Annotated in this window: 22 protein-coding genes and 1 other RNA gene; 12 read left to right on the top strand and 11 right to left on the bottom strand. The window is 39.4% G+C overall.

Translation table 11 applies throughout. The annotated features are described in order from the left end of the window. The first annotated feature begins 25 nt into the window (after positions 1-25). The 9 genes from ACFSR8_RS04965 to ACFSR8_RS05005 all read left to right on the top strand — a co-directional run bounded on the left by ACFSR8_RS04965 (position 26) and on the right by ACFSR8_RS05005 (position 11,307). Positions 26-1,240, top strand: coding sequence for a glycosyl hydrolase family 17 (locus ACFSR8_RS04965; RefSeq protein ID WP_380289653.1), 1,215 nt, complete (start codon positions 26-28; stop codon positions 1,238-1,240). A gap of 7 nt (positions 1,241-1,247) precedes the next feature. Then, positions 1,248-2,528 carry a glycosyl hydrolase family 17 protein gene (locus tag ACFSR8_RS04970; protein WP_380289721.1) on the top strand — a complete coding sequence of 427 codons (1,281 nt, stop codon included), beginning with the start codon at positions 1,248-1,250 and terminating at the stop codon, positions 2,526-2,528. An 11-nt stretch (positions 2,529-2,539) separates the two neighbouring features. Continuing rightward, positions 2,540-4,048 carry a glycoside hydrolase family 30 protein gene (locus ACFSR8_RS04975; RefSeq protein WP_380289723.1) on the top strand — a complete coding sequence of 503 codons (1,509 nt, stop codon included), beginning with the start codon at positions 2,540-2,542 and terminating at the stop codon, positions 4,046-4,048. A gap of 10 nt (positions 4,049-4,058) precedes the next feature. Next, a complete protein-coding gene (locus ACFSR8_RS04980; RefSeq protein ID WP_380289655.1) occupies positions 4,059-5,492 on the top strand; it encodes an MFS transporter in 1,434 nt (477 codons plus the stop codon). A gap of 34 nt (positions 5,493-5,526) precedes the next feature. Further along, complete coding sequence (locus ACFSR8_RS04985; protein WP_380289657.1) at positions 5,527-6,159, top strand: hypothetical protein; 633 nt, start codon at positions 5,527-5,529, stop codon at positions 6,157-6,159. A 22-nt stretch (positions 6,160-6,181) separates the two neighbouring features. Next, positions 6,182-7,093, top strand: coding sequence for a glycoside hydrolase family 17 protein (locus ACFSR8_RS04990; protein ID WP_380289659.1), 912 nt, complete (start codon positions 6,182-6,184; stop codon positions 7,091-7,093). Positions 7,094-7,198: 105 nt separating this feature from the next. Further along, a complete protein-coding gene (locus ACFSR8_RS04995; RefSeq protein ID WP_380289661.1) occupies positions 7,199-8,644 on the top strand; it encodes an MFS transporter in 1,446 nt (481 codons plus the stop codon). Positions 8,645-8,649: 5 nt separating this feature from the next. Continuing rightward, positions 8,650-9,579, top strand: coding sequence for a glycoside hydrolase family 17 protein (locus tag ACFSR8_RS05000; RefSeq protein ID WP_380289663.1), 930 nt, complete (start codon positions 8,650-8,652; stop codon positions 9,577-9,579). A 300-nt stretch (positions 9,580-9,879) separates the two neighbouring features. After that, on the top strand, positions 9,880-11,307 hold the full coding sequence (locus ACFSR8_RS05005; protein WP_380289666.1) for a T9SS type A sorting domain-containing protein: 1,428 nt from the start codon (positions 9,880-9,882) through the stop codon (positions 11,305-11,307). Between the two features lie 112 nt (positions 11,308-11,419). Here ACFSR8_RS05005 and ACFSR8_RS05010 read toward each other — a convergent pair whose 3' ends face one another. The 3 genes from ACFSR8_RS05010 to ssrA all read right to left on the bottom strand — a co-directional run bounded on the left by ACFSR8_RS05010 (position 11,420) and on the right by ssrA (position 15,549). Continuing rightward, positions 11,420-14,662 carry a WD40/YVTN/BNR-like repeat-containing protein gene (locus tag ACFSR8_RS05010; RefSeq protein WP_380289668.1) on the bottom strand — a complete coding sequence of 1,081 codons (3,243 nt, stop codon included), beginning with the start codon at positions 14,660-14,662 and terminating at the stop codon, positions 11,420-11,422. A 77-nt stretch (positions 14,663-14,739) separates the two neighbouring features. Continuing rightward, positions 14,740-14,985: a GIY-YIG nuclease family protein gene (locus ACFSR8_RS05015; protein ID WP_380289669.1), complete on the bottom strand. Its 246-nt coding sequence runs from the start codon at positions 14,983-14,985 to the stop codon at positions 14,740-14,742. Positions 14,986-15,152: 167 nt separating this feature from the next. Beyond that, positions 15,153-15,549: a transfer-messenger RNA gene (gene ssrA, locus ACFSR8_RS05020) on the bottom strand. 419 nt (positions 15,550-15,968) lie between these two features. Between ssrA and ACFSR8_RS05025 the strand changes: the two genes are divergently transcribed. Further along, on the top strand, positions 15,969-17,177 hold the full coding sequence (locus ACFSR8_RS05025; RefSeq protein WP_380289671.1) for an NAD(P)-dependent oxidoreductase: 1,209 nt from the start codon (positions 15,969-15,971) through the stop codon (positions 17,175-17,177). Positions 17,178-17,226: 49 nt separating this feature from the next. Then, positions 17,227-18,006 carry an SDR family NAD(P)-dependent oxidoreductase gene (locus tag ACFSR8_RS05030; RefSeq protein ID WP_380289673.1) on the top strand — a complete coding sequence of 260 codons (780 nt, stop codon included), beginning with the start codon at positions 17,227-17,229 and terminating at the stop codon, positions 18,004-18,006. Here ACFSR8_RS05030 and ACFSR8_RS05035 read toward each other — a convergent pair. The 6 genes from ACFSR8_RS05035 to ACFSR8_RS05060 all read right to left on the bottom strand — a co-directional run bounded on the left by ACFSR8_RS05035 (position 18,003) and on the right by ACFSR8_RS05060 (position 22,606). Continuing rightward, on the bottom strand, positions 18,003-18,677 hold the full coding sequence (locus ACFSR8_RS05035; RefSeq protein ID WP_380289675.1) for a DUF1361 domain-containing protein: 675 nt from the start codon (positions 18,675-18,677) through the stop codon (positions 18,003-18,005). The genes ACFSR8_RS05030 and ACFSR8_RS05035 overlap by 4 nt on opposite strands. Next, positions 18,670-19,041 carry a ribosomal maturation YjgA family protein gene (locus tag ACFSR8_RS05040; protein WP_380289677.1) on the bottom strand — a complete coding sequence of 124 codons (372 nt, stop codon included), beginning with the start codon at positions 19,039-19,041 and terminating at the stop codon, positions 18,670-18,672. The genes ACFSR8_RS05035 and ACFSR8_RS05040 overlap by 8 nt, the downstream gene beginning before the upstream one ends. 11 nt (positions 19,042-19,052) lie before the next feature. Next, positions 19,053-19,739, bottom strand: a complete 687-nt coding sequence (locus ACFSR8_RS05045) for a hypothetical protein (RefSeq protein WP_380289679.1) — start codon at positions 19,737-19,739, stop codon at positions 19,053-19,055. A gap of 155 nt (positions 19,740-19,894) precedes the next feature. Next, positions 19,895-21,277 (bottom strand): cell envelope integrity protein CreD, encoded by a 1,383-nt coding sequence (creD, locus tag ACFSR8_RS05050; protein ID WP_380289681.1) that lies wholly within the window; start codon positions 21,275-21,277, stop codon positions 19,895-19,897. A 51-nt stretch (positions 21,278-21,328) separates the two neighbouring features. Continuing rightward, positions 21,329-21,625, bottom strand: coding sequence for a winged helix-turn-helix domain-containing protein (locus ACFSR8_RS05055; protein ID WP_380289683.1), 297 nt, complete (start codon positions 21,623-21,625; stop codon positions 21,329-21,331). A 369-nt stretch (positions 21,626-21,994) separates the two neighbouring features. Continuing rightward, positions 21,995-22,606 carry a hypothetical protein gene (locus tag ACFSR8_RS05060; protein WP_380289685.1) on the bottom strand — a complete coding sequence of 204 codons (612 nt, stop codon included), beginning with the start codon at positions 22,604-22,606 and terminating at the stop codon, positions 21,995-21,997. A gap of 95 nt (positions 22,607-22,701) precedes the next feature. On the opposite strand from ACFSR8_RS05060, the gene ACFSR8_RS05065 reads away from it, so the two are divergent. Beyond that, entirely contained in the window at positions 22,702-23,082 is a 381-nt protein-coding gene (locus ACFSR8_RS05065) for a DUF1801 domain-containing protein (RefSeq protein WP_380289687.1), read from the top strand. Between the two features lie 53 nt (positions 23,083-23,135). On the opposite strand, the gene ACFSR8_RS05070 is transcribed toward ACFSR8_RS05065, so the two are convergent. Both ACFSR8_RS05070 and kdsA read right to left on the bottom strand, forming a co-directional pair. Next, the gene (locus tag ACFSR8_RS05070) at positions 23,136-24,035 is read right to left on the bottom strand and encodes a sugar phosphate isomerase/epimerase family protein (RefSeq protein ID WP_380289689.1); all 900 of its coding nucleotides are present in this window, start codon (positions 24,033-24,035) and stop codon (positions 23,136-23,138) included. A gap of 28 nt (positions 24,036-24,063) precedes the next feature. Next, positions 24,064-24,882 carry a 3-deoxy-8-phosphooctulonate synthase gene (kdsA, locus tag ACFSR8_RS05075; RefSeq protein WP_380289691.1) on the bottom strand — a complete coding sequence of 273 codons (819 nt, stop codon included), beginning with the start codon at positions 24,880-24,882 and terminating at the stop codon, positions 24,064-24,066. Between the last annotated feature and the right edge of the window lie 384 nt (positions 24,883-25,266).

Below are 25,266 nucleotides of genomic sequence, written 5' to 3' on the forward strand. Positions count from 1 at the left end.
CCATTGACTTCTAATAGTATTACCAATGCAAAAACCCAATAACAAGACCAAGACGGAAAAGCAGATTACTGCTGCCGACATTTTAGGAAACCCTAAGTATTTGGCCATTTCGTATGGTGGCTATCGCAAGAATACGCGTGAAATTCAGCCCACTATTCCCGAGTTAAAGGAGGATATGAAAATCCTTGCGGCAATGGGTATTAAATTGTTGCGCACCTACAATGTGCAATTTGAGGAAGTCCCCAATCTGTTAAAAGCAATTAGAGAGCTGAAAACGGAAGACTCGTCTTTCGAAATGTATTTGATGTTAGGGGCCTGGATAGATTGTAAAAACGCTTGGACTGATCTAGTTCCAAACCATGAGGTAGAAAGCGAGCACAACACAGGCGAAATTGACCGAGCGGTTGCCTTAGCGCAACAGTATCCAGATATCGTAAAGATTATTGCCGTGGGTAATGAAGCTATGGTGCATTGGGCAACGAGTTATTTTGTGCGTCCTAAAGTGATACTCAAATGGGTCAATCACCTACAAAACTTGAAGAAAAAAGGTGAGTTGCCTGAGGAACTGTGGATTACCAGTTCTGATGATTTTTCATCTTGGGGAGGCGGGGACCCAGTCTATCATACTGAGGATTTGAACGATCTTATCAGAGCAGTAGATTATATTTCGATGCACACCTACCCTATGCATAATTCGCATTATAATCCCCAGTTTTGGATAGTGCCAGATGAAGAAACCCAGCTATCGGACATGGATAAAATCGAATCGGCCATGCAACGGGCATTGTTGTTTTCGCAAAAACAATATGATGGTGTGGCTAATTATATGAGGCATTTGGGGATTAACAAACCGGTTCATATTGGAGAAACAGGGTGGGCTACATTGTCGAATGAACATTATGGGGCGGATGGTTCAAAAGCGGCCGATGAATATAAATCTGGAAGGTATTTTCAATTGATGCGGGAATGGACAAATTATGAACGGATTTCCTGTTTTTATTTTGAAGCTTTTGATGAACCTTGGAAGGATGCGAATAATCCGTTGGGTTCTGAAAACCATTTCGGATTAATAACCCTCAAAGGCGAAGCAAAATATGCCGTATGGGATTTGGTGGATAAAGGTGTTTTTAAAGGATTGACCAGAGATGGAAATACCATAACAAAAACCTACAATGGTAACGAAAAAGAGCTGTTAAAGGAGGTGCATGTGCCTCCTAAGAGAGAAGAAATAACTATATAATTTGATGATGAAAAAACTTTTGCTCATACTTTCAATCTGTTTAATGTACTCCTGTAATAATACAAAAACCAAGGATGTTAATCTACAAACACAAACAACAACACCTTTGGCGGAGGATATTTTTGGCAACCCTGAGTATTTAGCAATGTCATACGGAGGATACCGGTATGAAGATCATGGTAAAGAACCAACAATAGAACAACTTAAGGAAGATCTTAAACTATTAGCTTCCCTTAAGGTTAAGCTGCTTCGTACTTACAAAGTGCATAAACCGCAGGCCATTAATCTGTTACAGGCCATTAATGAGTTAAAAGCAGAAGATCCAAGTTTTGAAATGTATGTTATGCTTGGTGCTTGGATCGATTGTAAAAATGCATGGACAGATGGAGAGCCAGTGCATAATGAGGAGAGTGCGGCCAATGAAGCACAGATCATCGTGACGGCACATTTAGCAAACAAATATCCAGATATCGTGAAGGCCATAGCGGTAGGAAACGAAGCCATGGTAAAATGGGCGACCACGTACTATGTTGAGCCGTGGGTCATCCTAAAGTGGGTAAACTATCTTCAGGATTTAAAACAAAAGGGCAAGTTGTCCAAGGATTTATGGATAACCAGCTCAGATAATTTCGCCTCTTGGGGTGGTGGTGGAGAAGAATACCATGTTGAAGACTTAAATAATTTAATCAAAGCCGTTGATTTCCTTTCAGTGCATACCTATCCAATGCACGACACCCACTATCAACCAGAGTTTTGGTTGGATCAGGAAGGTTTGGAAGGAAAAACCGATATGGAAAAAATTGAAATTTCCATGCTCAGGGCAAAACAGTATGCTATCAACCAATATGAAAACGTAAAAAAATATATGGAAAGCCTGGGCGTAAATAAACCAATTCATATCGGGGAAACCGGATGGGCAAGTTTTTCGGATGGGCATTACGGTACCAATGGTTCAAAAGCTTGCGATGAATACAAAGAAGCATTGTATTACCAGTACATGCGGGATTGGACGAACGAAGCCAAGATGTCTTGCTTTTATTTTGAAGGGTTTGATGAGCCTTGGAAAGGAGGGCCTAACAGTGGGAATTCAGAGAAGCATTTTGGATTGTTCAAAGTTGATGGAAAAGCAAAATACGTGCTTTGGGATGAAGTGGACAAAGGGACTTTTGAAGGCTTGACCCGAAATGGAAATCCAATAACAAAAACCTATAATGGAGATAAAGAAGCATTCATGAAGGATGTGGAAGTACCACCTACTTCAGAGGAATGGCACGCCAATAAAGAATAGAATTCAAAATGATGAAAGCGTTAAAGTATTCCATATTATTTATAGCGACCTTAATACTGATGAGTTGTAAAAATGAAAACAAGATATTGACCATAGAAGTTTTCGAAACTTCGGCAAAAGGCAATGCACTTTCAAAAATCACCGAGTTTCAAAAAACAGATAGTTTGGTGACGCTAAAGCTAAATCCAGAAAAAACTTTTCAAACTATTACTGGGTTTGGCGGCGCATTTACAGAAGCCTCGGCATATTTATTAAATAAGTTGAGCAAGGAAAATCGCAAAAAAATCATTGATGCATATTTCAGTAAAGAGGGTGCCCATTATTCTTTGACAAGGACTCACATGAATTCCTGTGATTTTTCAGTGAGCAACTATTCTTATGCCCCATTGGAAGGTGATAAAAACCTAGAGCATTTTACAATTGAAGAGGACAAAGACGATTTGATCCCTTTCATAAAAGAGGCCATGGCCGCTTCAACCGATGGGTTTAAGATTTTTGGTTCACCATGGACTGCCCCGCCTTGGATGAAGGATAACAACAATTGGGTTGGGGGTACATTATTGCCTGAATATTACGAGACTTGGGCTTTGTTCTTTTCAAAATATGTAGATGCTTATAAGGCCGAAGGTATTGATATTTGGGGTTTCACGGTTGAGAACGAACCGCTTGGAAATGGAAATAACTGGGAAAGTATGCATTACACTCCTGACGAAATGACCCATTTTGTTCAGAATTATTTAGGGCCAAAATTAGAGGCGGACGGCAAAGGGGATTTAAAGATTTTAGGTTACGATCAAAACAGGGAACATCTAAAAGAGTGGATAGATTCTCAGTATAAAAATGAAGAAACCTCGAAGTATTTTGATGGTACGGCCATCCACTGGTATGCAAGCACTTTCCACTATTTTCCTGAGGAATTGCAATACGCCCACAACAAGGCTCCGGACAAACTTTTAATTCAATCCGAAGCTTGTGTAGATGCCGAAATACCCGTTTGGAAAGATGATGCCTGGTACTGGAAAAAGGAAGCCACGGATTGGGGCTGGGATTGGGCACCGGAGGAAGATAAGCACAAGCACCCAAAATATGCCCCCGTTAATCGCTATGCTCGTGATATCATCGGATGTCTAAATAATTGGGTCGATGGCTGGGTAGATTGGAATATGGTTTTGGATACAAAGGGAGGGCCAAACTGGTTTAAAAACTGGTGTATTGCTCCGGTTATTGTCGCTCCCGATAAAGATGAGGTGTATTTCACCCCATTGTACTACACCATGACTCATTTTAGTAAGTATATCAGGCCAGAAGCCAAAATAATTGGATTGGAAAACTCCGATGACAAATTAATGGCAACTGCGGCTCAAAACCCTGACGGCTCAATAGTAGTCGTTCTTTTCAATGAATTTAAAACCCCAAAAACCATAAACCTATCGCTACATGACAAACATGTGGAATTTTCGATTGATGCACAAGCTATTCAAACGATTATAATTCCCAAGCAAGAACTAATTACTAACTAAATACAAAATTATGTCTAACGTAAAAACAGCAGCAGGCGATAGAGTGCCATTGGGCCAAAAAGCAGCCTTCGGAGCCGGCCATCTGGTTTTGAACCTGTATCCTGGAGCTCTCGGTTTCTTTATGTTCTTCCTTTTGACGGCCTTTGGAATGGATCCATTTTTAGCAGGTCTTTTAGGAGGGTTGCCAAGATTTTTTGATGCGATTACCGATCCTATTATGGGATTCATTTCGGATAATACCAGTTCAAAATGGGGAAGGCGCAGACCTTATATCTTCGTTGGGGGTATTATCAGTGCCATCACCTTTGTGCTGCTTTGGCAACTGGATGAGAACAACTCCTCCAACTACAATTTTTGGTATTTCCTCATTATGTCCATGGTGTTCCTTATAGGCAATACCATGTTTGCCACGCCTTTGGTTGGTTTAGGGTATGAGATGACCTCAGATTACAACGAGCGTACACGACTAATGGCATTTTCCCAAACAGTGGGATTAATAGCCTGGGTAATTGTGCCCTGGTTTTGGGTCATCATTGCTGACCCTGATATTTTCGAGGATCAAGCCGAAGGTGTGCGGACCATGGCCATTTATGTGGGAATTGCCTGTTTGGTACTTGGAATGTTACCAGCTATCTTTTGTAGAGGTATGGATTCAGGCAATATGGGGGACAGGAAACCGCTGACATTAAAAACCATTTTTTCCAACGTAAAAGATTTGTTCAAAAGTATTGGAGAAGCGGTTAAGAACAAACCTTTCATGAAATTATGTGGCGCAACATTTTTAGTTTTTAATGGGTATCAAATTGTAGCATCTTTCAGTTTCTTCATTTTTGTGTTTTATATTTTTAATGGAAGTTATGAAGCTACAGCCACATGGCCGGCGTGGTTCAGTTCCGTTGGGGCATTGGTTTCGGCATTTTTGGTGATTCCGATAGTTTCAAAAATGGCTACCAAATGGGGCAAAAAGAAAGCATTTATCATTTCAACGGCGCTTTCAATTGTGGGTTATGCCTTAAAATGGTGGTCTTTTACACCAGATAATGTGTGGTTGTCCTTTATACCAATTCCATTGATGTCCTTTGGTTTAGGAAGCTTGTTCACCTTGATGATGAGTATGACTGCTGATGTATGTGATTTGGATGAATTGGTTAATGGCATGCCTAGGAAAGAAGGCACCTTCGGAGCTTTGTACTGGTGGGTTGTAAAACTTGGGCAAGGCTTGGCATTGGTTTTGGGAGGCCTTGTTTTGAGCATGATAGGATTTGATGGCAATGCGGCCACACAAACCGCAGATACACTGACCAAACTGAGAATTGCGGATATAGTGATTCCCGTGGTAACCGCTGGATTGGCTATTTGGGTGATGTGGAAATATAGCCTAACGGAAGAAAGAGCTAAAGAGATTAAATCTGAATTGGAAGAGAGAAGAGGCGTACTTAAATAGTAATATGGAAATTAAATAAACAAACTAAAATAAAATGTCAACAAAAGTATTAATCATAATAGGAGTTGCTCTGCTGGTCATTGCACTTCTTAGCGGCATAAAAACTAACTCCGGCAAAAGGCTGTTGAGTATAAAGCTTGGAGTGATTTTAGGTGCGATAGGAATTTTATTGATGATATATGCAAGTTATTCGTCAAACTTGGTGAACTATAATAGACAGATAGAACAGGTTTCCATTGGAAATAAGCTTAGCATTGAAGGCCCGGTAAAATCGACACAAGTGATTTCACCAATAGATAAAGACTCAGTGGATTGCAGAATTTTAACAATGGGCGTGTATCCTGAGGCTAACAAAAATGATATTTGGGTATTGATCAGGCCAACGGACGATCGCTATTATCCGCAGTCTGATCATACCAATACTTCCTATAAAAGAGACGGCGAATGGCAAGTAGTCACGCGTTTTGGAGGAGATTTGGGGGAGGCTTACGATCTAATTGTTTATGAAGCTGATGCACAAGCCTCGCAATTCTTTAGTGCCACGATCGAAAAATGGAAAAAGAACGAGGACTACCCGGGATTGCAACTGGCAGAATTGCCTGCTGGTGCAAAGGAAGTGGATCGAATCAAAATCTATACAAGGAAAAATTGTAGAGGTGTATTTTAAAATAAAATAAAAAAATTGGAAAATGTCGTACAGAGAAGCATCATATTACAAATCGAATTATAGTCAAATCGCTACTCCAGGGATCAACCTTGCGGATTATTCGTTGGAAGAATTAAAGGCCCTATGGCGCAAAACCATTGAAGACGGATTTCATGGTATTTGTTTTAGTATGTACCGTGATGGGCAGTCACCAGGTGATGATATAAGTATGCAACAGGTAGAGGAGCGTATTAATATTTTAAAACCTTATGTTGGTGCCATCCGATCGTTTTCATGTATTGAAGGCAATGAATTTGTGCCGATGGTTGCCAAAAAGCATGGCCTCAAAACTCTGGTAGGTGCATGGCTGGGAGATGATAAGGAAGATAATGAAAAAGAAATAGAAGGTTTGATATCCCTGGCTAAATCAGGCAACGTGGATGTGGCAGCTGTGGGTAATGAAGTGTTGTATCGAAACGATTTGACTTTGGAAGAATTGGTTGGCTATATCAATCGAGTTAAGGAAGCCCTTGCTGGGTTGGATATTCCAGTTGGTTATGTGGATGCCTATTACGAGTTTTCTAGGCATCCCATATTAGTGGAAAGCACCGATGTGGTTTTGGCCAATTTATATCCCTATTGGGAAGGTTGCCCAATTGAATATGCTTTGGGTCATATGCAGGCCATGTTTGGTTCTGTGGTTGATGCCGCTCAAGGTAAGCCTATCATTATTACCGAAACCGGATGGCCAAGTGAGGGTGGTGGACTAGATGGAGCTATAGCTGGAGGGGAAGCGACCATGAAGTATTTCATCGATACCATAAGATGGACCAAGGAGAACGACATCCCCATATTTTATTTTTCATCTTTTGACGAGTCATGGAAAACTGGAAATGAAGGTGATGTTGGAGCCTATTGGGGGCTTTGGGATAAGCAAGAAAACTTAAAATATTAGTAGTAGATATGGGTCAATCCCAATGGTGTCAATTTTAAAATATTAGTGAACAGGTGGCGCAAACTTCAAAGTATCCGAAGCTTTTAAATGCGCGAGAACAAAATTATGTCAGAAGTTAAGAAAGCATCAAAAAATACAGTTCCATTTGGACAAAAGGTAGCCTTTGGCATTGGTATGTTGGCCAATCAGATGTTTCCTGCTATTCTTGGTATTTTTATGGTGGTCTTGATTCAAGATTTAGGCTTTACAGGTTGGATGTGGTCCCTTATTTATTTTTTTCCGAGAATATTTGATGCGATTACAGATCCGATAATGGGTTACATTTCAGATAATACAAAATCCAAATGGGGCCGAAGACGCCAATATGTTTTGATTGGTGGCTTAATGATGGGCATTGCCTATATTTTTATGTGGCAGCTCTTTAGGGAGAATTCGTTGAGTTTTAATTTTTGGTATTTCTTCCTTTGGTCCATTGTTTTTTATTTGGGACTTACATTTTTTAGCGTTCCTTATGTCGCCATGGGCTACGAGATGAGTGATGATTTTCACGAGCGTACTAGCATTATGGCCGTGGCCCAATGGATCGGGCAGTGGGCTTGGGTAATTGCTCCTTTGTTTTGGATAATTATGTACGATCCGGAGTGGTTTCCGTCGGCTGATGTTGCGGTAAGACAATTGGCTATTTGGGTTGCTATCCCATGTGCTATTTGCGCTATAGTTCCAGCAATATTTATTAAGAGTAAATCAACATTAAATGAGGATTACAAGCCTTTGAACTTTGCAAACGTCGGCAATAGCCTGATTAATATATTCCATAGTTTCATTGAGGCCTTTAAAATTAGGGCGTTTAGAAAATTATGCGCTGCCACATTTTTGATTTTTAATGCATTTAATACTGTTGCAGCCCTCACTTTTTTCGTTATTGTGTATAAGCTATTTAATGGAGATGCCGCCGCCAGTGGTATTTGGGTATCCTTGTTTGGTTGCATAGGGGCTTTGGGTACTACATTTATTGTTATTCCTACTGTAACTTGGATGTCCAAAATCATGGGCAAAAAAAGAGCATTTATGCTGTCTCAGGGTATTTCAGTGATAGGCTATATTTTACTTTGGTTTCTATTTGTTCCGGGCAAACCGTGGATGTATATTATTGCCCTACCGTTTTTTTCCTTTGGAATAGGAAGTTTGTTCACTATAATGATGTCCATGACGGCCGATGTCATCGATATTGATGAGTTAAACTCTGGATTGAGGAGAGAAGGGATATTTGGCGCGATTTATTGGTGGATGGTAAAAGTAGGCTTTGCCATTGCGGGTGCGCTCAGTGGGGTGATTATTACCTATGTTGGATTCAATCCTGAGCTAGCAACAACAGATCAACAATCTGCAGTGGACGGGCTCCATGCCTTCTTTTGCTTTTTCCCTATGGCAGGTACTTTAATAGCCATGTTCATTATGAGGAATTATGATGTAACGGAAGAACGAGCCAATGATATAAGGGCAGCACTTGACAAAAGAAGTGATAAATTAGAATTACAAATTAATGGTTAGTCGCTATGTCTTTTAGAAAAAATAAAATCATGTCACTCTCTGGACTAGACTTGGATAACAAAACACCAAAGGGGCTTCAGAATTTGTTCAAGCGTGTTTTAAAAAATGGCATGCATGGGCTTTGTTTTAGTGCATATAAAGAAGGTCAGGCACCTGGCGCGCAGCTTTCGGAAAAGCAAATCAGGAAGCGTATGAAAGTTATCCAACCATATACTAAATGGATACGCTCATTTTCTTGTACTGACGGAAACGAGATAATACCCAGAATAGCAAAGGAGTATGGTATCAAAACTTTAGTAGGGGCATGGTTGGGCGATGACGCCGTAATTAATCAAAAAGAAGTCACTAATCTTAAGAAACTGGCCAATGCAGGCTATGTGGATATTGCTGCTGTTGGTAATGAAGTGATGTACAGAGGGGATTTGACCGAAGAGGAATTGCTGGCTTTTATATATGATGTTAAAGAGGAGGTTACTGAGGTGCCCGTGGGGTATGTAGATGCATATTACGAATTCAGCCACAGACCAAAAATAACGGAAGCCTGCGATGTTATTTTGGCTAATTGCTACCCGTATTGGGAAGGATGTAGCATTGAATATTCCCTGATATACATGAAAGATATGTACCATCAAGCAATGAAGGCTGGTAATGGGAAAAAAGTGATTATCACTGAAACAGGTTGGCCGAGCGAGGGAGAAGGGCTCAATGGTGCATTTCCATCTGTTCCCAATGCTACAAAATATTTTATAAATGCCCAGCACTGGTCGGCTGAAGATGATATTGAAATGTTCTATTTCTCTTCCTTTGATGAATCTTGGAAAGTGGGAGCTGAAGGAGATGTTGGCGCCTATTGGGGTATTTGGGACAAGAATGAAAAGCAGAAGTTTTTCAACCAATCTTCTTTAATGAAGAACCGCAAGCGGCCATTCTTTTAGGCCATTACAGAGCTACTCTAGGGAATGTGCATATACAAGCTTGTGGAAATCTGAAATCCACCACAACATTACCACAACAATTGGGTATTTAACTAGTAATCAAACGGTTAAATTTCATTTCTATTTTTCGTGGAAACAACGGTATTTACTGGATGTATTTGAGAAATGGGCTGTAAAAACAATTTTTTTTTGGCAGTGTATATATTTTGTAGGGGCTTCAAATAGTGTTTGTTCATTGTTCATACATAACTTTGAGAAACAACGAACTAAGAATTCAATTAATTATTTTAAAAACTTTTTATGATGAAAAAAATTACTTTTTTAATGGTGCTGTTAATAGCATCTTTCAGTTATTCTCAGGACTTGCTTTTGGGGTTTGAAGATGCCGAAAGTGGAGGGCTCGATGGTGGGCCTTTTGGTAACGCAAATGCATTGCAAGTCAATGTTGTTACAGATGCCGGTACAAATGGAACAAAGGTGGCAGAGTTTATTGCAAACTCGATGGGTGAAATTTGGCAAGGCATCAATTTGAATTTAACTACTGACGTTGATTTAACCAGTACTCAAACCATGACCATCGATGTCAAGTCGGCAACGGCAATTACCTTTTTGGTAAAAGTTAATGATGGCACGGGCCCTGAGGCCGCAGCTTCGGTTACCCACAACGGTGATAATACTTGGCAAACGCTTTCCTTTTCCTTTAACACATCTCTTGATGGAAAAGCGGCCATGGCAAATGGGGTTTACAATGGTTTTGTGATTCACGCCTATTGGGCTCCCGGAGCGACAACATTCGGTGAGGTAACAGCTGATGAAAGAACCTTTTATGTAGATAATATAATGGGTCCAGAAAATACGGATACTTGTTCCAATGGGATGATGGATGGAGACGAAACAGGAGTAGACTGTGGAGGCTCTTGCCCAAATGCTTGTATTACGCCACCAGCTATTTCGGCGCCAGTTCCTCCTGCTAGGGCACCAGGCGATGTGTTTTCAATATACAGTGACGCATATACCGATTTTACCGTGGATAATTTTGACCAAGGCTGGTGCGGTGGTGCGCATGCTTCAGAAGTTATGATTGCTGGCAATCCTACATTGAAAAAGAATACGGGTATTGTGTGCCAGGGGATTGATTTTTCTTCGAATAAGCAAGATCTATCTGGTTTTACACACATACACTTTGATTTTTGGGTAGCTGATACTGACCTGACAGGTGATGTATTCAATGTAAAGTTGGTAGACTTTGGCGGAGGTGGAGCTGAAGCTTCAGCATTAGAAGTTAATATTAATGGCGGTACCACTCCTGCGCTTGTGGCAGGGTCTTGGGTATCTGTTGATGTAGATATTACGTCTTTAACGCCGCCAGTAGCTGGAAGCCTCACAAGAAGCGATATTGCCCAAATAGGAATTACAACAGCCAATGTGGACAATCTGTGGTTTGACAACATTTATTTGCACAAAAATACCACTTTAAGTAACGACGAATTCACCCAAGCATCGTTTAAAGTGTTCCCAAATCCATCTGAGGATAGCTGGACGGTGAGTACTCAGAACGAGCAGATAGAATCTATTAGCGTATACGACGTATTAGGAAAGCAAGTGCTAAGAACTTTGCCTAGTACTAGTGAAGCTAGGTTGGACGGATCAGCATTAAAATCTGGTATATATTTCGCAAGAATACAAACCGCCAGAGGATTGAGTAGTATCCGATTGGTAAAAAAATAGAGTGACCCAAGTTTAATAGTTGTTTAGTTTAGAAATGAAAACCTGCAAACAGTTTAGTTTGCAGGTTTTCTTATTTTTAGAGCTCTCAGGTAAAACGGATATCCGTAATTATTTAATCCAAAATTATTGGCACACCCGATTGGTACAGTTTAGATTCAAGCTCGGGAACGTCTATTTTGGCAAATTTAGTAAGTCGCTTTTCAATTCTCCTGAAAAGGGCTTTAGCCATTTCTAAACTTTCCATTTGCATTTTTGTTGGCCCGTACGATGTGTTTAGGCCGCGTTCGGCAGTGGTCAATCTTGCTGAAATAAGTTGAACTTGTTTCTCCCTTATTTCGGCTTTTGAGCTATTGCCATAAAGGACTTCGTTTAAAGCATACATCTCTTTTTTAAGGTTGCTTATTTGTGCTTCAACTTCACCTGGTGTTTTCTGCAGATATAAGGTAGCTTTCTCCAAGGCTTTTAATTTCTTTGAGGCCTTTTGAAAGTCGGAAGTTGCAGATATATATTTGGCTTTAAATGCTTTCAACGCTCTAGAATAGGATTCAATTTCATTGGAAATAGGATTGTTTATAACCCCATTTCGGATACTTTCCACTTCAAAAGATTGAGGTTCTGACAAAGCTTTAATTTCTCCATTAATATTTGAAAATATGGAAACGCTGTATCTTCCCTCTTTAGCCAATGCGTTGTAATAGTAATCTAGAGGATTTTTATTTAATTTATCAATATTTAAGGTTGGTTTTGAAGGGATTTTTAAATCCCAAGCAATACGATTAAAACCTTTTTTGTAGGGTGCTTTTAATCGGGTAACAAAGTTCTCTTGATCATCCTTCACTACTAAAATAATGGAAGCGCCCGCCTCGTTTTTTTCGTTTTCTAGTTGTTGCCAGCCTGGGAAGGGAATATCTTTATTATCTTTTTTTAATGCTTTTTCGGTTTTTGTTCTTTTCGACTTTAAGCTTTCAAAATCATAGGGAAGGTAATAGGTGAATACTGCGCCAAATTCTGGGTTTTTAGCTGTAAAAAATGATGCACCCTGACTGGACGTGCCTAAATTAATAGGTTTGTACTGTAACGCTTTTCGGGGTTTGAATAGCATTGGGCTTTTTAAGGCGTTTGGATCAATGTTCCTCAAAGGGCTATAGTCATCCAAAACATAAAACCCTCGACCAAAGGATGCCGCTACAAGGTCATTTTCCCGTTTTTGAATGGCCAAATCCCTAATGGCTATAGTAGGCAGGCCTTCCGAAAATTTAGTCCATTTTTCACCCTGATTAAAGCTGACATAAATACCGTATTCCGTTCCTAAAAACATCAAGTTCGGGTCAACATGATCCTGGACGATACGCCAAACCAAGGTGTTATCTGGAAGACCATTGACAATTGGTTTCCAAGATTTTCCCCCATTGGTGCTTTTCAGCAAATATGGTTTGTAATCCCCAAATTTATGATTATCCAATGCCACGTATACAGTATTAATATTGTGAAGATCCGCCTTAATATCATTTACAAAAGCTGAAGCAGGTACGTTTGGTAAATCATCCACTAAAACTTTTGTCCAAGTTTCACCGCCATTTTGGGTATACTGAATAATGCCATCATCAGTGCCTGCATAAAGCACATTCTCATCCAATGGAGATTCTGAAAGCGAAGTAATCGTATTGTAAGTGGACATGGCGTACACATCCCATGCGGCATCCCAACTCTGTTGTTTGCCCATAATGGGAAGTTCAAATCGCTCTTGATTTTTGGTTAAATCCTTTGAAATCGGTGTCCAGCTATCACCGCGATTGTCCGACCTCCAAACACGTTGCGAACCAAAATAAATACGTTTTGGATGGTGTTGACTCACTAAAATGGGGGAGTCCCAATTGTTGCGTTCATAAGGTTCGTCAATACCTTCTTGAGGTTTGATATAGACCGATTCTCGATTACTGATATCAACCCTTCTCAAATTGCCCTGCTGGGATTGTGCATAAACAATATTGGGATTGCCAGGCTCGGTAGCCGGTTGATGGCCGTCACCACCTAAAAGCACATACCAATCGGAATTTGCAATCCCGTTTGCCCTGAAGGTTCTTGACGGCCCGCCTTGGGAATTATTATCCTGTGTACCGCCGTAAATATTATAAAACGGCTCAGCATCATCAACCGCCAATTTGTAAAATTGAGTTATTGGTAGATTGTTGACAAATTTCCAAGTTTCAGAGCCATCAAATGATTCATAAAGGCCGCCATCACTTCCGATGAGCATATAATTTGGATCGTCTGGTTTGAAGACTAAAGCATGGTCATCCCCGTGTTTATTGTCCTTTTTCATGACCTTAAAGGTTTTTCCACCATCTTCCGAAACCAGTGTACTATTGTTCATTAAATATATTTTATCAAAAACATGGGGAGAAGGGATAAGCTCCTGATAGTAGTGAGGCCCCGTTCCGGAAGGTACCGTATCGGACATTTTGGTCCAACTCATTCCTCCATTTTCAGAACGAAAAACGCCGCCGGTTCTCCGGTGCAGTTCAATTGTAGCATAAACCACATCGGGGTTTATCGGAGAGATAGCCAGTCCAATTTTACCCATATCTATTTTCGGGAGTCCAGTTTTGAGTTTGTCCCAAGTCTCGCCTCCATCCGTGCTTTTGTAAATTCCAGAGCCTGGGCCACCACCCATGTAGGATGCCACATTTCTATGGCGTTGCCAAGTTGCAGCATAAAGCGTTTTTTCGTCCCTTGGATCTATAACTATGTCGGTAGCCCCTGTCCATTCATTGTCGCTTAAAACCAGCTTCCAAGTGTCGCCCCCATCATTGGTTTTGTAAAGCCCACGTTCTCCACCCGAACTCCACAATGGTCCCTGTGCGGCCACCCAGATTTCATTTGAATTTTTTGGATTCACAATTATTTTAGAAATGTGTTCCGACTTTTTTAAGCCTTTATTTTGCCATGTCTGGCCCCCATCATAACTTGCATAAATACCGTGCCCGATACCTACATGCCTGCCCCCAACATTCTCTCCTGTTCCTACCCAAACAGTATTAGGATTATTAGGGTCGAGTGTAATGCAACCTGTGGAATAAAACGCTTCTTTGTCAGTTAGTGGTGTCCAGGTAGAGCCAGCATTTTCAGTTTTCCAAACACCACCCGAACCAACGGCTACATACCATATATTCTGATTCCTTGGATGAATGGCAATGTCCGCAATGCGCCCTGACATAAAAGCTGGACCGATACTTCTGAATTTCAGACCTGAAAAGGTAGAGTCTTTTTTAGTCTCTGCTTTTATTTGGGAATTGATACTAAAATTACAGCATAAAAATGCAATTATGGGAAGAATAAATTTTGGGTGCATCATTACAGTTTTTCAACAAAATTAAGAATTGGACTACCAGATATGCTAATTTTTAGCAAAAAGATAACATAATTATAGGTCTATATCAAATGTTTGTTTCTGAATGCAATGCCTGAACCTGTTTTGAGATAACGCTCAAAGTCGTATGCTTTTTGCTTATCGTTAAATTCTATAATATTAATCAACTTGACAGGTAATCTGCTTTTAGTGTAATGCACTTGCTTATTGTTGTGTGCTTTTAATCTGTTTGCAACATTTGCGGTGTATCCTGTATAAAAAGTATTGTCAGAACATTTTAAAATATAAATAGCGTAGGATAATCTCATAAGAATTCTCTAAATCTAGAAATGATAAATTTAAGCACTTCATTTCAGTAAACCACTAGCGTTTTTGGACAAGTCCACCGAAGCTCTCAGATTTATGTTAATCAATACATGACTTCATATCTCCTTTAAATAAAAAGCTCTCCTTCGCATAAAGCTTCGGAGAGCGTAGGTGGAGTCGCCGAGAATCGAACTCGGGTCCAAACAAGTAACCAAAGAGCTTTCTACACGTTTAGTCTTTACTTGGGTTTTCGATTAGGAGCTGGTCAAAGACAACCTACTCATAACTTAGCTTCTAAATCTTGAAAGGGCATCAAAGCGCTACCCGATCTTGGTCAATTTTTACGATGCCTCAAAAAGGAACGCCACTAACCAAGGCTTTCCGGAGACATTTAGCTTTCCCGCCTAGCGGGACGTGGCTTGAACTTACTATAATTCAGTTATTAAGCAGCTAAAGCGTAGTTATTCTCGCCGTTTAAAATTTGGTCTAGCCTTTAACGTGTTTCAAAACCATTACACGACGTGCTTACCGTTCAATTAATCTCGCTGTCAAAACCAGTCGACCCCTTAATGAGATAGCAAATTTTTTAATTTGCATTATCGAATTAATCCCGTCCCGATAACTATCTGGATTGCTTCGGGATCTCATCTTTCAAACAGTAATTTTTATTTGGGCGTTACCCACTTTTGCTTTTAATGGCAAAAGTGCGTCGGGCTATCCGCTATATCTTTTTAAAACGTCATTGCGAGGACGAAGGACGTGGCAATCTCCTAAATTTTTGGCTTTACCAAACATCTATCCATCCAAGGTTTTAAAAAGGATGCCGCTTCTATCCCTAACGCGGACGGCAAATTTACCAAAATCTTTGCTAATCATGCCAAATCCATTTAATTTAGAGCAAAAATTATTCCAAAGGTTTGGTTGGCAGTCTCAGTCAGGGTAAACAGTTAAACAAATCAACGATTAAACAAATAAACGAGTCCACATGAAATTCGCCGTCATAAAAGAACGAAAAAATCCGCCCGACCGCAGGGTGGTATTTTCGCCATCAAAATTAGAAGAAGCCAAAAAAAAGTTTCCAGAAGCTGAGTTTAAGGTAGAGTCTTCAGATATTAGGGTATTTCCCGATGAGGCATATGCATCAAAAGGTTTTGAGGTTGCCGAAGACGTTTCAGGTTGTGATGTCATGATAGGTGTAAAAGAAGTGCCGATTGAAGCACTCATCCCCAACAAAAAATACTTTTTCTTTTCGCATACCATCAAAAAACAACCATACAACAGAACCTTGTTGCAAGCTATTTTAGAGAAAAATATAGAACTCTACGACCATGAAACCATCGTAAACGAACAGGGCTTTCGTCTCATTGGTTTTGGTCGTTATGCAGGTATTGTCGGCGCTTATAATGGTTTTAGAGCGTGGGGCTTACGATTTGATTCTTGGGAATTACCAAAGGCTGGTCCATTGCCCAATCAGTTAGCTTTAATTGATGAACTGAATAAAATTGATTTGCCGAACATAAAAATATTACTGACGGGTAGCGGTAAAGTATCTAATGGCGTACAAGAAATGTTGGACGCCATGAATATCAAATCTGTTTCTATGTCGGACTATTTAAATCAAGATTTTGATGAACCAGTGTACTGCAAAATCGATGTGTTGGATTATAACAAGCGTTTGGATGGAACTGAGGTTACCGATGTATTCGATTTTTTTAACCATCCCGAAAAATACGAATCCAATTTTATGCGTTTCGCCAAAGTAACCGACTATTATATTGCAGGTCATTTTTATGGCGACGGCGCACCGTATTTATATACCCGTGAGGATGTAAAATCCCCAGAATTCAATATTAAGGTAGTTGCTGATATCAGTTGTGATGTAGATGGGCCGGTGGCAACTACACTTCGTGCTTCAACAATTGCCGACCCTATTTACGGTTACGACCCCCAAACCGAAACAGAGGTGGATTACAAAAATGAAAATGCTATCACCGTAATGGCCGTGGACAATTTGCCATGCGAACTGCCGCAAGATGCCAGCGAGGGCTTTGGCGAAATGTTTTTGGAACATGTGATTCCTGCATTTTTCAATAATGATGAAAATGGCGTTTTGGAAAGAGCAAAAATTACCGAAAACGGAAAATTGACCGAGCGTTTTTCGCACTTACAAAATTATGTTGTTGGTATCGAATGAATTAAAATCAAATTAATACATTTGTAGGCAAAGTAATATTAAAAAGAGGATGAAAACGGCATTGGTAACGGGGGCAGCTTCTGGCCTAGGGTATGAGTTGGCACTCCTTTTGGCCAAAGACGGTTATAAATTAATATTGGTGGACATAGACACCAAGAGCCTTCTGAGCACAAAAAATGCTATTGAGCAGTTGTATGATATTGAAATATGCACTTTGCAGAAGGATTTAAGCCTCCCGAATATTGCCCAAAGTATAATGGATGATATTGATAATGAATCTATTGATGTGCTTATCAATAATGCAGGTTTTGGGTTGTTCGGCTCCTTTGCAGAGACGGATTGGGAACGTGAATCTGCTATGTTGCATCTACATATTTTAACCACAACACATCTAACCAAACTGGTTCTAGGCGGAATGTTGGAAAGAGGCTCTGGAAAAATCCTGAATATGTCGTCCTTGGCCGCCTTTCAGCCTGGACCATTAATGTCCATTTATTACGCTTCCAAAGGGTATATGCTCTCTTTTTCGGAAGCTATTGCCAATGAACTCAAAGGAACGGGGGTTACCGTTACGGCACTTTGTCCGGGCCCTACAAAAACATCGTTCCAAAAAACGGTTTCCGAAAACACTTCAGAGAACAAGATAAAGTTCAACATGGCTTGTGCCAGGAAAGTGGCGCATTATGGTTATAAAGCTATGCTTAAAGGAAAAACCTATGCCATTCCTGGTAGTTTTAATAAATTTTTAGCTACCCTGCCACGTTTTGTGCCTCGAAAAACAGCAACCCATATTGTAAGCACCATCCAGAAAAAGAATAGGACCAATTAAGATGGGACTTGGTTTTGAGATTCATAAAGTGACTGAAACACCCAAAACCCCAAATTCAAAAAGGTACCGAAAATCAGTGTGAAGAACCAAGGTTCAAGATGTTCCGACGGATTTAAAATGATTTGGAATATATCACTGAAAAGTGCACTAGGGTTTTGAATAATTTCCCAAGAATTATAGCGTAAAAACCGACCGAGGTAAACGCCAAAAGCGGATAGAACTAATAATCCCGGGATGAAAATGTCAAGAGTTTTCTTTTTAAGATAGGTTTTCAATATTGTTATCATATCAATAAACGAGAGGTAAAACAAAAGCAATCCAGTAAATGCAAAAGTGGTTACCGTAAGGATGTCCAACCAAATGAGCGCTTTTGAGCTCAACCGCAGATGAATCAAATCTGTAATAATATATGGCGCATTCGGTAAAAAAAGCAGCCAAACCCCAAACCAAAACACGAACCACAATTTGTTGAGTTTGGGGATGCTCGATAAATATGTGGTAATGGCAAAGGGTATGACTGCTAAAAACAAATTCCAAACCAAAAACAAGTAAAAGAAGGAATGTGTCAGTTTCATGCGTATCATCAACAAAATGATGCTGAAGGCCATACAGGCTGTAAGTATGGCGAATATTTTAAAGCGGGCTGTTATAAGGTGTTTGATGTTATTCATTCGAAATAAGATTTATATCAATGATTAAAAAAGTGATGACACCAAGAATATAGGCCGCCACGTCCGAGACATGAAAGGTGCTTCCCAAAAGCAGAATGGCGGTTTGATTGTGTTCCATACCCAGTAGGCTAAGTATATTAAGTAGTTGGAGCAACTCGATACAAAGGGCAAAAAGGAATACGGCTATTGCCAGTTTAATGGAATCCACTTTTAGGAAACTTTTAAAAAAGCAATAGATTAAAATAACCACCAGAAAGTCACCTACCGTGTGGCGGATGAATCCGATTTTGAGGTATATGGCGATTAAGGCTTCTGAAATAAAGAGCAAAATGGCAAGGAGTAGGTATGTTTTGTTTACTTTCATTTATTTTGATTCTATCGCATCCAACCTTCAACTATATAATTGCGCTCGGTTACTTTGAACTCTGCGTTATTGTATGGTTTATACCAAAGTTCGATTCTACTTCCATATTTGTCTCCCCAGCTTCCTTCATATATGGTGAATTCCCCAGAATGTATTTTTTCATCTAAATCAATAAGTTTAATTTTTGATTTTTCTTTGATTCGTCTTTCCGATAGTCTATCGTTTGAGGTTATTTCAAATGCTTTTATATAGAAATAACCTAGTTGTCGGGGAGTGAAGTTCGTGTAGTAGCAATAGATCCCGGGTTGAGAACAGGATTCAATTAATAAGCTTGAATTTTCGAAATCTTCAGTTGACGGTTCATGATTCAAAGGTTTGTGAATTTCAATGCCTTTTGGAATCTTTTTGTGCACCCCGTAAAAATCCGGCGGCGAGTACGTGAAAACTAATAAGAAATATTTGAAAATGAAGTAAGTGAATACAATTTGTACAATTGCAAAATACCATCGTCTTTTGAATATCTGGATAATACTGGCAACAATTGTTCCTATTACATTTACAAGTAAAATAATGATGAACAAATTTATTATCCAATCACGTTGTAATGAACAGCCCAAAATGAATATTCCGAATATTCCGAAATATACCAGTAATGGGATCCACCAAATTTTGAAGTAATTTTTAATTTTTTCTTTCATAAGTATCTTGTGCGTTAGCGATTGCAGTGGTTAGCTTTTGGCGAGGCGCGCATCGAGCCAAAACTATGAGCGGAAAGCGCGGCCCCCGCTTTTGGGCGGGGGAAACCTGCCTGCCGGCAGGCAGGCGCCCTCGAAACAAACACCAACCAACAACATTATCCATTGTTCCAATCTATTTTTCGGGAAACGAACATCACGATAGCAAGTATCAGGAACAGGCCAATACTGCCTACCAATAGTGCGTAGTTTTCAAGTTGTATGATGACATAGATAAAGGCGTACAGCGCGCTGAGCGACGCCCCGATAAATAGCGGAAACTTAAATGTTTTTAATATTGATTTTGAATACAGGGTAATGAGAACGATGACCGAAATACCTGCAATTAAATAGGCTTTTAAGAAATTACTATGTTCTGAAATGGATACCAAAAGCGTATAAAACATAGTAAGTGCCAGCCCGATCATTAAATATTGAAAGGGGTGGATGTTGATTTTGCTGAGGGTTTGGATAAGGAAAAACACTAAAAATGTGAGGCCGATAACGAGGAAACCGTATTTGGCGGAGCGCTCACTTTTTTGATATTCGTCTACCATCACCATAAATTTTGTGCCGAATGCAAATTGGTTGAGATTGGGGATACTTTTTAAGTGCTGTTGAGAAAATGCACGGTTGATATGCAGTACTTTCCAATCGGCTTTAAAGCCCTCTTTTGTGATTTCCTTGGTTTCATCGTTAGGCAGGTAATTACCCATAAAACTGGGGTCTGCCCAATTGGAAGTCATTTGCATTGTGGTGGTTTTGCCAATAGGGATGAGCTCTATTTTTGTACTACCATTAAAGGTCATGGAAAATTTAAAATCGGTTTTTTGGGATTTAAAAATGGCTTCGCCGTCTACAAAACTGGATTCCAAAATGTCCAAATTGCTGTTGTGGTTTTGATTAAAATTGGTCTCAAAATTGTAGGCTTTATCCTTTAGGGAGATTTGGACTTCACTTTTGATGCCCTTCAAATTTGAGGTTTTGATGATAATACTGGCTTTGTCCCAAACAATGTCTTCGCTTTTGATGCCTTTTGCGGTTAAATCGACGGGAATATAATGGCCATCAAAATCCATTTGTGTAGTAAAAACAGCCGATTCAAAATTCCCCCGTTTTAAGGTTTTCGAATTGACATCAACTTTGGAATTAAGTTGCTCAGGAAAAATGTAAGCATGGTTTATGTGGGTTTGTGTTTCCTTAAAGTAGGTTTTTGTCTTTTCGTTATAGGTTTTGGTTTCCGTATAGGTTTTATAGGGTAGCTTTAGAATTGGCCCGTAAACCAAAACTTGGTTGCCCCATTTATGATTGATTTCCCTAACGACGTCCTGTTGCCTAAAGGCACGCTCGTTGATAAGGCTATTGATGTAGGACAAGGGTATGAGTAAAATAATGACCAAAAAACCAACCATAAGCATTCGAGCGGTGATGGATGTTTTTAGCCAGTGACCAAATTTGTTGGGTTGCGAGGTGTTTTTGGGGTGTGATTGTTGTGTTTCCATGTTTTTTAAATTTAAAGTACTTTGTTTTTCAAAGTGAAATGATAAAAAAATTTATTTCTGTTTATTTATGATAGCTTCAAGGGCATCTATATGTTTTTTGAATTCTGCTCTTCCCAGTTTTGTGGTAGAGTAGCGGGTGTTCGGTTTTCGCCCAATAAATTGTTTCTCTACTTTTATATATTCGGCCTTTTCCAAAGCTTTGGTGTGGCTTGCCAAATTACCGTCTGTGGCATCTAAAAGTTCTTTTAACTTATTAAAATCGGCGTACTCGTTTACCATCAAAATGGACATGATGCCCAATCTTATCCGGTGATCAAATAGCTTGTTTATATTATTAATTATACTCATATTCCTATTCCTGTAAAGACAGGAATCTTATTTGGTCAAAACGTACTTCTTAATTAGTCTAAACGTAAAGTATAAGACTAAGCTAATATTCAAAAATATCCAGAGGTAATATGAAAAAAATGCAATTTTTTCAATTGTTGTCATACTAGACAAACTAAAATATTCCCCTTTTGATTCATCATAAAAATCCTCATAATTTAAAAGAACCAGCCCGATTGCTATCCAAACAGCTATATCAACTATCAATAATAGGATAAGCAATAAAATCCTGTGGGCAATTTTCATTTCTTATACTTGTTCTTTAAGGTTTCAAGTTCAAAGTTACTGATTCCGATAGTTATCGGGACTTTAACTGCGACTGTGAACTACCTACTGAGATCTGTCATATTTAAAATGCATCCATGTGCCATAAATAATATGCATCAATCCAAAGCCGATCACCCATAACCAAAAGCCATACCCAGGTTGCCAAGCACCGATCAGTCCCAAAATAATTTGAACATAGCCCAGATATTGAATATCCCCAATACTATATTTTGATGCATTCACCAGTGCTAATCCATAAAAAATCAACATCAATCCTCCCGACTGGCCGTACTTCCCCTGGCTTAAAATAATCAATATATAAATGCCTCCCACTACTAGTGGTACCAAAAAGTTGAGTACCAATCGACGGGATGTGGCGTCCCAAATTTTGGCGCTATGCCTTTTTGCTTTTCGCGTTGTCAAAAGAATTCCGGTACCAATACTTAAAACGGCAACCAGGACTAAAGTTAAAAGACAGGTTTCATAAACCCAACCGTCCAAAATTAGCACGCCACCACTGTATGTGGTAACCAACCAATAGGCAATACCTGCCCCGATCAAGGCATAGATTCCGGCTAGCACACCTGATAGCCCACTGAGCGAAATAAATCTAGAGGACCGATTCATCATATCTTTTATTTCGCTGATGTCTTTTAAATAATCTTTTGATTCCATTTTAAAGTACTTTGAAATACAAAGTAAATAAAATATTTTGAAACTATCCTCATAATTTTTTGTTAAGTTTGAATGAGCATAAAACTTTTTCTCCAATGAACCCCGCCGAAGCTTATATTTTAAAACAGCAAGAACCTTATAAAACTATATTGTTGCAATTACAGGCTATCATCGAAGCGGTATTGCCAGAGCCAGAGATGCTGTACAAGTGGCGCATTCCATTTTTTTATAATGACGGCATTCCTATTTGCTTTTTGAATCAGTCGAAAGACTATGTGGACTTTGCCTTCTGGCATTTTAAAGGTCTGGATAAACATACAGAGCATTTTGTTGCCGGAACACGAAAATCTATTCGATCTTTGCGTTACAAAGCCGTTGATGATATCGATGATAAGGTTATTGTGTATGTACTTGAAAAACAATTGGAAATAAATACCAATCCGTTTAAGTTGATTTTGAAGCCCAAGCGGAAATAAAGCGGAGGATTGTTTTTTTTGCCTCCATACTGATTTTGTTGCTTACCACAAGATCAAAACACAGAATGGAACGTGTGCAACATGTCTTTAATTATGTTTTTGGTGTCGCCTTCTTTCAGGCTTTCAAAAGATACATAACCTCTGAAGTTTTGCTCTTTAATTATGGTAGCAATCTTTTTAATGTCCGCCGGTATTTTGGTGCTGTCCTTTGCTTTAACATGTTCTTTTACAAAATAATAATTGGCATAAGGTGCTAGTTTTTCAATTTCTGCATACGGGTCGTCAGATGGAAGACTCCCACAATCCAGAACCAAACCAAACCAATCGGAATTGACCCGTTCTAAAATATCGATAACTTCTTCACTAGAAAATAAAAACTCATCATGATTTTGCAGACCTGGGATCACGCCATATTCAGAACCAAATTCGGCGCAGGCTTTAAATTCCTCAACAAGCCATTCCTTAATTTGGTCTTTCGTAAAATCTGAACTTTTGTTTCTGCCCGTAAAAATCCTCATAATAGGAGCACCTAGTTTTGAGGATACTTCCAGCCATTCTTTAATCAATATTTTATCTGAATTTCGATTAGCCTTGTCCGGGGTTACAAAGTTATTGCGTACGCCCGTCCAAGCAATATCCAAGCCCAATTCCAATGCCTTTCTCTTTAATGCGAAAAGTTCCTGGTTAGAAGGACTTTTTGGATATGACGAAAAATAATAACCGGTTAAATCCACAGCGTCCAGCCCGATATCGGCGGCGAATTCCATCATATCAAAAAATGTCATTTCACCGCTTCGAAGTTTAGCATTAAAGGAATAGGCATTAATACTGTATTGTACCCTGTTTTTTATTTGGGGTTGGTACTCCGTTTGAAACCCCATGAGCTTACCTGTACCCAATGCAATAGGTGCTAAGGCCATATTTTGCAAAAACTTTCTTCTTGATTTTTCCATAGGAAATTCGATTTAATGCTAAAGATAACTATAATCCAACAACGGTTTTCCTAATAGTCGCTAAACGAGTTAATAAACCTTCCAAATTATCCAAATGCAACATATTGGCGCCATCGCTTTTGGCATTAGCGGGGTCGAAATGGGTTTCGATAAATAGACCGTCAATTTTATTGACCACTCCTGCACGGGCAATAGTTTCAATCATATCGGGACGTCCGCCTGTAACACCAGCAGATTGATTTGGCTGTTGTAATGAATGGGTGACATCTAAAACTGTTGGCGCAAATTTTTGCATTGTTGGAATCCCCCTGAAATCTACAATCATATCCTGATAGCCAAACATAGTGCCCCTGTCCGTAATCCAAGCTTTATCACTACCCGAATCCTTTACTTTTTGTACCGCATGTTTCATCGCTTCAGGACTCATAAATTGTCCTTTTTTCAAATTCACAACTTTACCGGTTTCGGCCGCAGCCACAACCAAGTCCGTTTGACGCACCAAAAAGGCAGGGATTTGCAATACATCCACATATTCGGCCGCTTTCTCTGCATCAGAAACCTCATGGATGTCTGTGACCGTCGGCACATCAAAAGTTTCAGAAACTTTCCGTAGAATTTTTAAAGCCTTTTCATCTCCAATACCCGTAAAACTATCAATCCTGCTACGATTGGCTTTTTTAAAACTACCCTTAAAAACATAAGGAATTTGCAATTTATCAGTAATGGAGACTACTTTTTCGGCAATCCGCATGGCCATGTTTTCGCCTTCAATGGCACAAGGGCCACATAGTAAAAAGAAATTATTTGAGGAGGTGTGTTTTAACTTTGGAATGTCGTTGAGTTGCATTGGCTTGAAGTTTAAGCCACAAAAATACAATTATAAATGTTTATTCCTCTTGTTCCGAATAAACGAGATGATTACAGCGAAGTTGATGGCTATTAATAAACCTACAAACAAGACGTTTTGTTTGGTTTGCTGGGGAAGGGATAGCAATGATGTTAAAAACTCCAATACTGCAAACGACAGCACAGCTATTAAAACTAAAGATATGTGATGGAAAATATCAGTAAATTTCATGTTCTAGTGTTAATAATTAATCAGGCACTCTACTTAATTAAACGTAAGAAACCCCAAAAAAGTTTTTTTGACCCAGATTATAACATTTCATTAACTAAATATGAGGGGAATATGATTGAAATGTTAAAATATGCCCTACCTTTGCAGGCTTAA

It is taken from the genome of Hyunsoonleella rubra (assembly GCF_042684665.1).
Taxonomy (GTDB): domain Bacteria; phylum Bacteroidota; class Bacteroidia; order Flavobacteriales; family Flavobacteriaceae; genus Jejuia; species Jejuia rubra.

What these genes read in the sequence shown, in the direction of transcription:
- ACFSR8_RS05030 (WP_380289673.1), top strand. Translation starts at nt 17,227, where the DNA reads ATGAAAACGGCATTGGTAACGGGGGCAGCTTCTGGCCTAGGGTATGAG.
- ACFSR8_RS04970 (WP_380289721.1), top strand. Translation starts at nt 1,248, where the DNA reads ATGAAAAAACTTTTGCTCATACTTTCAATCTGTTTAATGTACTCCTGT.
- ACFSR8_RS05015 (WP_380289669.1), bottom strand. Translation starts at nt 14,985, where the DNA reads ATGAGATTATCCTACGCTATTTATATTTTAAAATGTTCTGACAATACT.
- ACFSR8_RS05055 (WP_380289683.1), bottom strand. Translation starts at nt 21,625, where the DNA reads ATGAGTATAATTAATAATATAAACAAGCTATTTGATCACCGGATAAGA.
- ACFSR8_RS05040 (WP_380289677.1), bottom strand. Translation starts at nt 19,041, where the DNA reads ATGAAAGTAAACAAAACATACCTACTCCTTGCCATTTTGCTCTTTATT.
- ACFSR8_RS05045 (WP_380289679.1), bottom strand. Translation starts at nt 19,739, where the DNA reads ATGAAAGAAAAAATTAAAAATTACTTCAAAATTTGGTGGATCCCATTA.
- ACFSR8_RS05035 (WP_380289675.1), bottom strand. Translation starts at nt 18,677, where the DNA reads ATGAATAACATCAAACACCTTATAACAGCCCGCTTTAAAATATTCGCC.
- ACFSR8_RS05065 (WP_380289687.1), top strand. Translation starts at nt 22,702, where the DNA reads ATGAACCCCGCCGAAGCTTATATTTTAAAACAGCAAGAACCTTATAAA.
- ACFSR8_RS04975 (WP_380289723.1), top strand. Translation starts at nt 2,540, where the DNA reads ATGAAAGCGTTAAAGTATTCCATATTATTTATAGCGACCTTAATACTG.
- ACFSR8_RS05005 (WP_380289666.1), top strand. Translation starts at nt 9,880, where the DNA reads ATGATGAAAAAAATTACTTTTTTAATGGTGCTGTTAATAGCATCTTTC.
- ACFSR8_RS05010 (WP_380289668.1), bottom strand. Translation starts at nt 14,662, where the DNA reads ATGATGCACCCAAAATTTATTCTTCCCATAATTGCATTTTTATGCTGT.
- ACFSR8_RS04985 (WP_380289657.1), top strand. Translation starts at nt 5,527, where the DNA reads ATGTCAACAAAAGTATTAATCATAATAGGAGTTGCTCTGCTGGTCATT.
- ACFSR8_RS04965 (WP_380289653.1), top strand. Translation starts at nt 26, where the DNA reads ATGCAAAAACCCAATAACAAGACCAAGACGGAAAAGCAGATTACTGCT.
- ACFSR8_RS05070 (WP_380289689.1), bottom strand. Translation starts at nt 24,035, where the DNA reads ATGGAAAAATCAAGAAGAAAGTTTTTGCAAAATATGGCCTTAGCACCT.
- creD (WP_380289681.1), bottom strand. Translation starts at nt 21,277, where the DNA reads ATGGAAACACAACAATCACACCCCAAAAACACCTCGCAACCCAACAAA.
- ACFSR8_RS04980 (WP_380289655.1), top strand. Translation starts at nt 4,059, where the DNA reads ATGTCTAACGTAAAAACAGCAGCAGGCGATAGAGTGCCATTGGGCCAA.
- kdsA (WP_380289691.1), bottom strand. Translation starts at nt 24,882, where the DNA reads ATGCAACTCAACGACATTCCAAAGTTAAAACACACCTCCTCAAATAAT.
- ACFSR8_RS04995 (WP_380289661.1), top strand. Translation starts at nt 7,199, where the DNA reads ATGTCAGAAGTTAAGAAAGCATCAAAAAATACAGTTCCATTTGGACAA.
- ACFSR8_RS04990 (WP_380289659.1), top strand. Translation starts at nt 6,182, where the DNA reads ATGTCGTACAGAGAAGCATCATATTACAAATCGAATTATAGTCAAATC.
- ACFSR8_RS05000 (WP_380289663.1), top strand. Translation starts at nt 8,650, where the DNA reads ATGTCTTTTAGAAAAAATAAAATCATGTCACTCTCTGGACTAGACTTG.
- ACFSR8_RS05025 (WP_380289671.1), top strand. Translation starts at nt 15,969, where the DNA reads ATGAAATTCGCCGTCATAAAAGAACGAAAAAATCCGCCCGACCGCAGG.
- ACFSR8_RS05060 (WP_380289685.1), bottom strand. Translation starts at nt 22,606, where the DNA reads ATGGAATCAAAAGATTATTTAAAAGACATCAGCGAAATAAAAGATATG.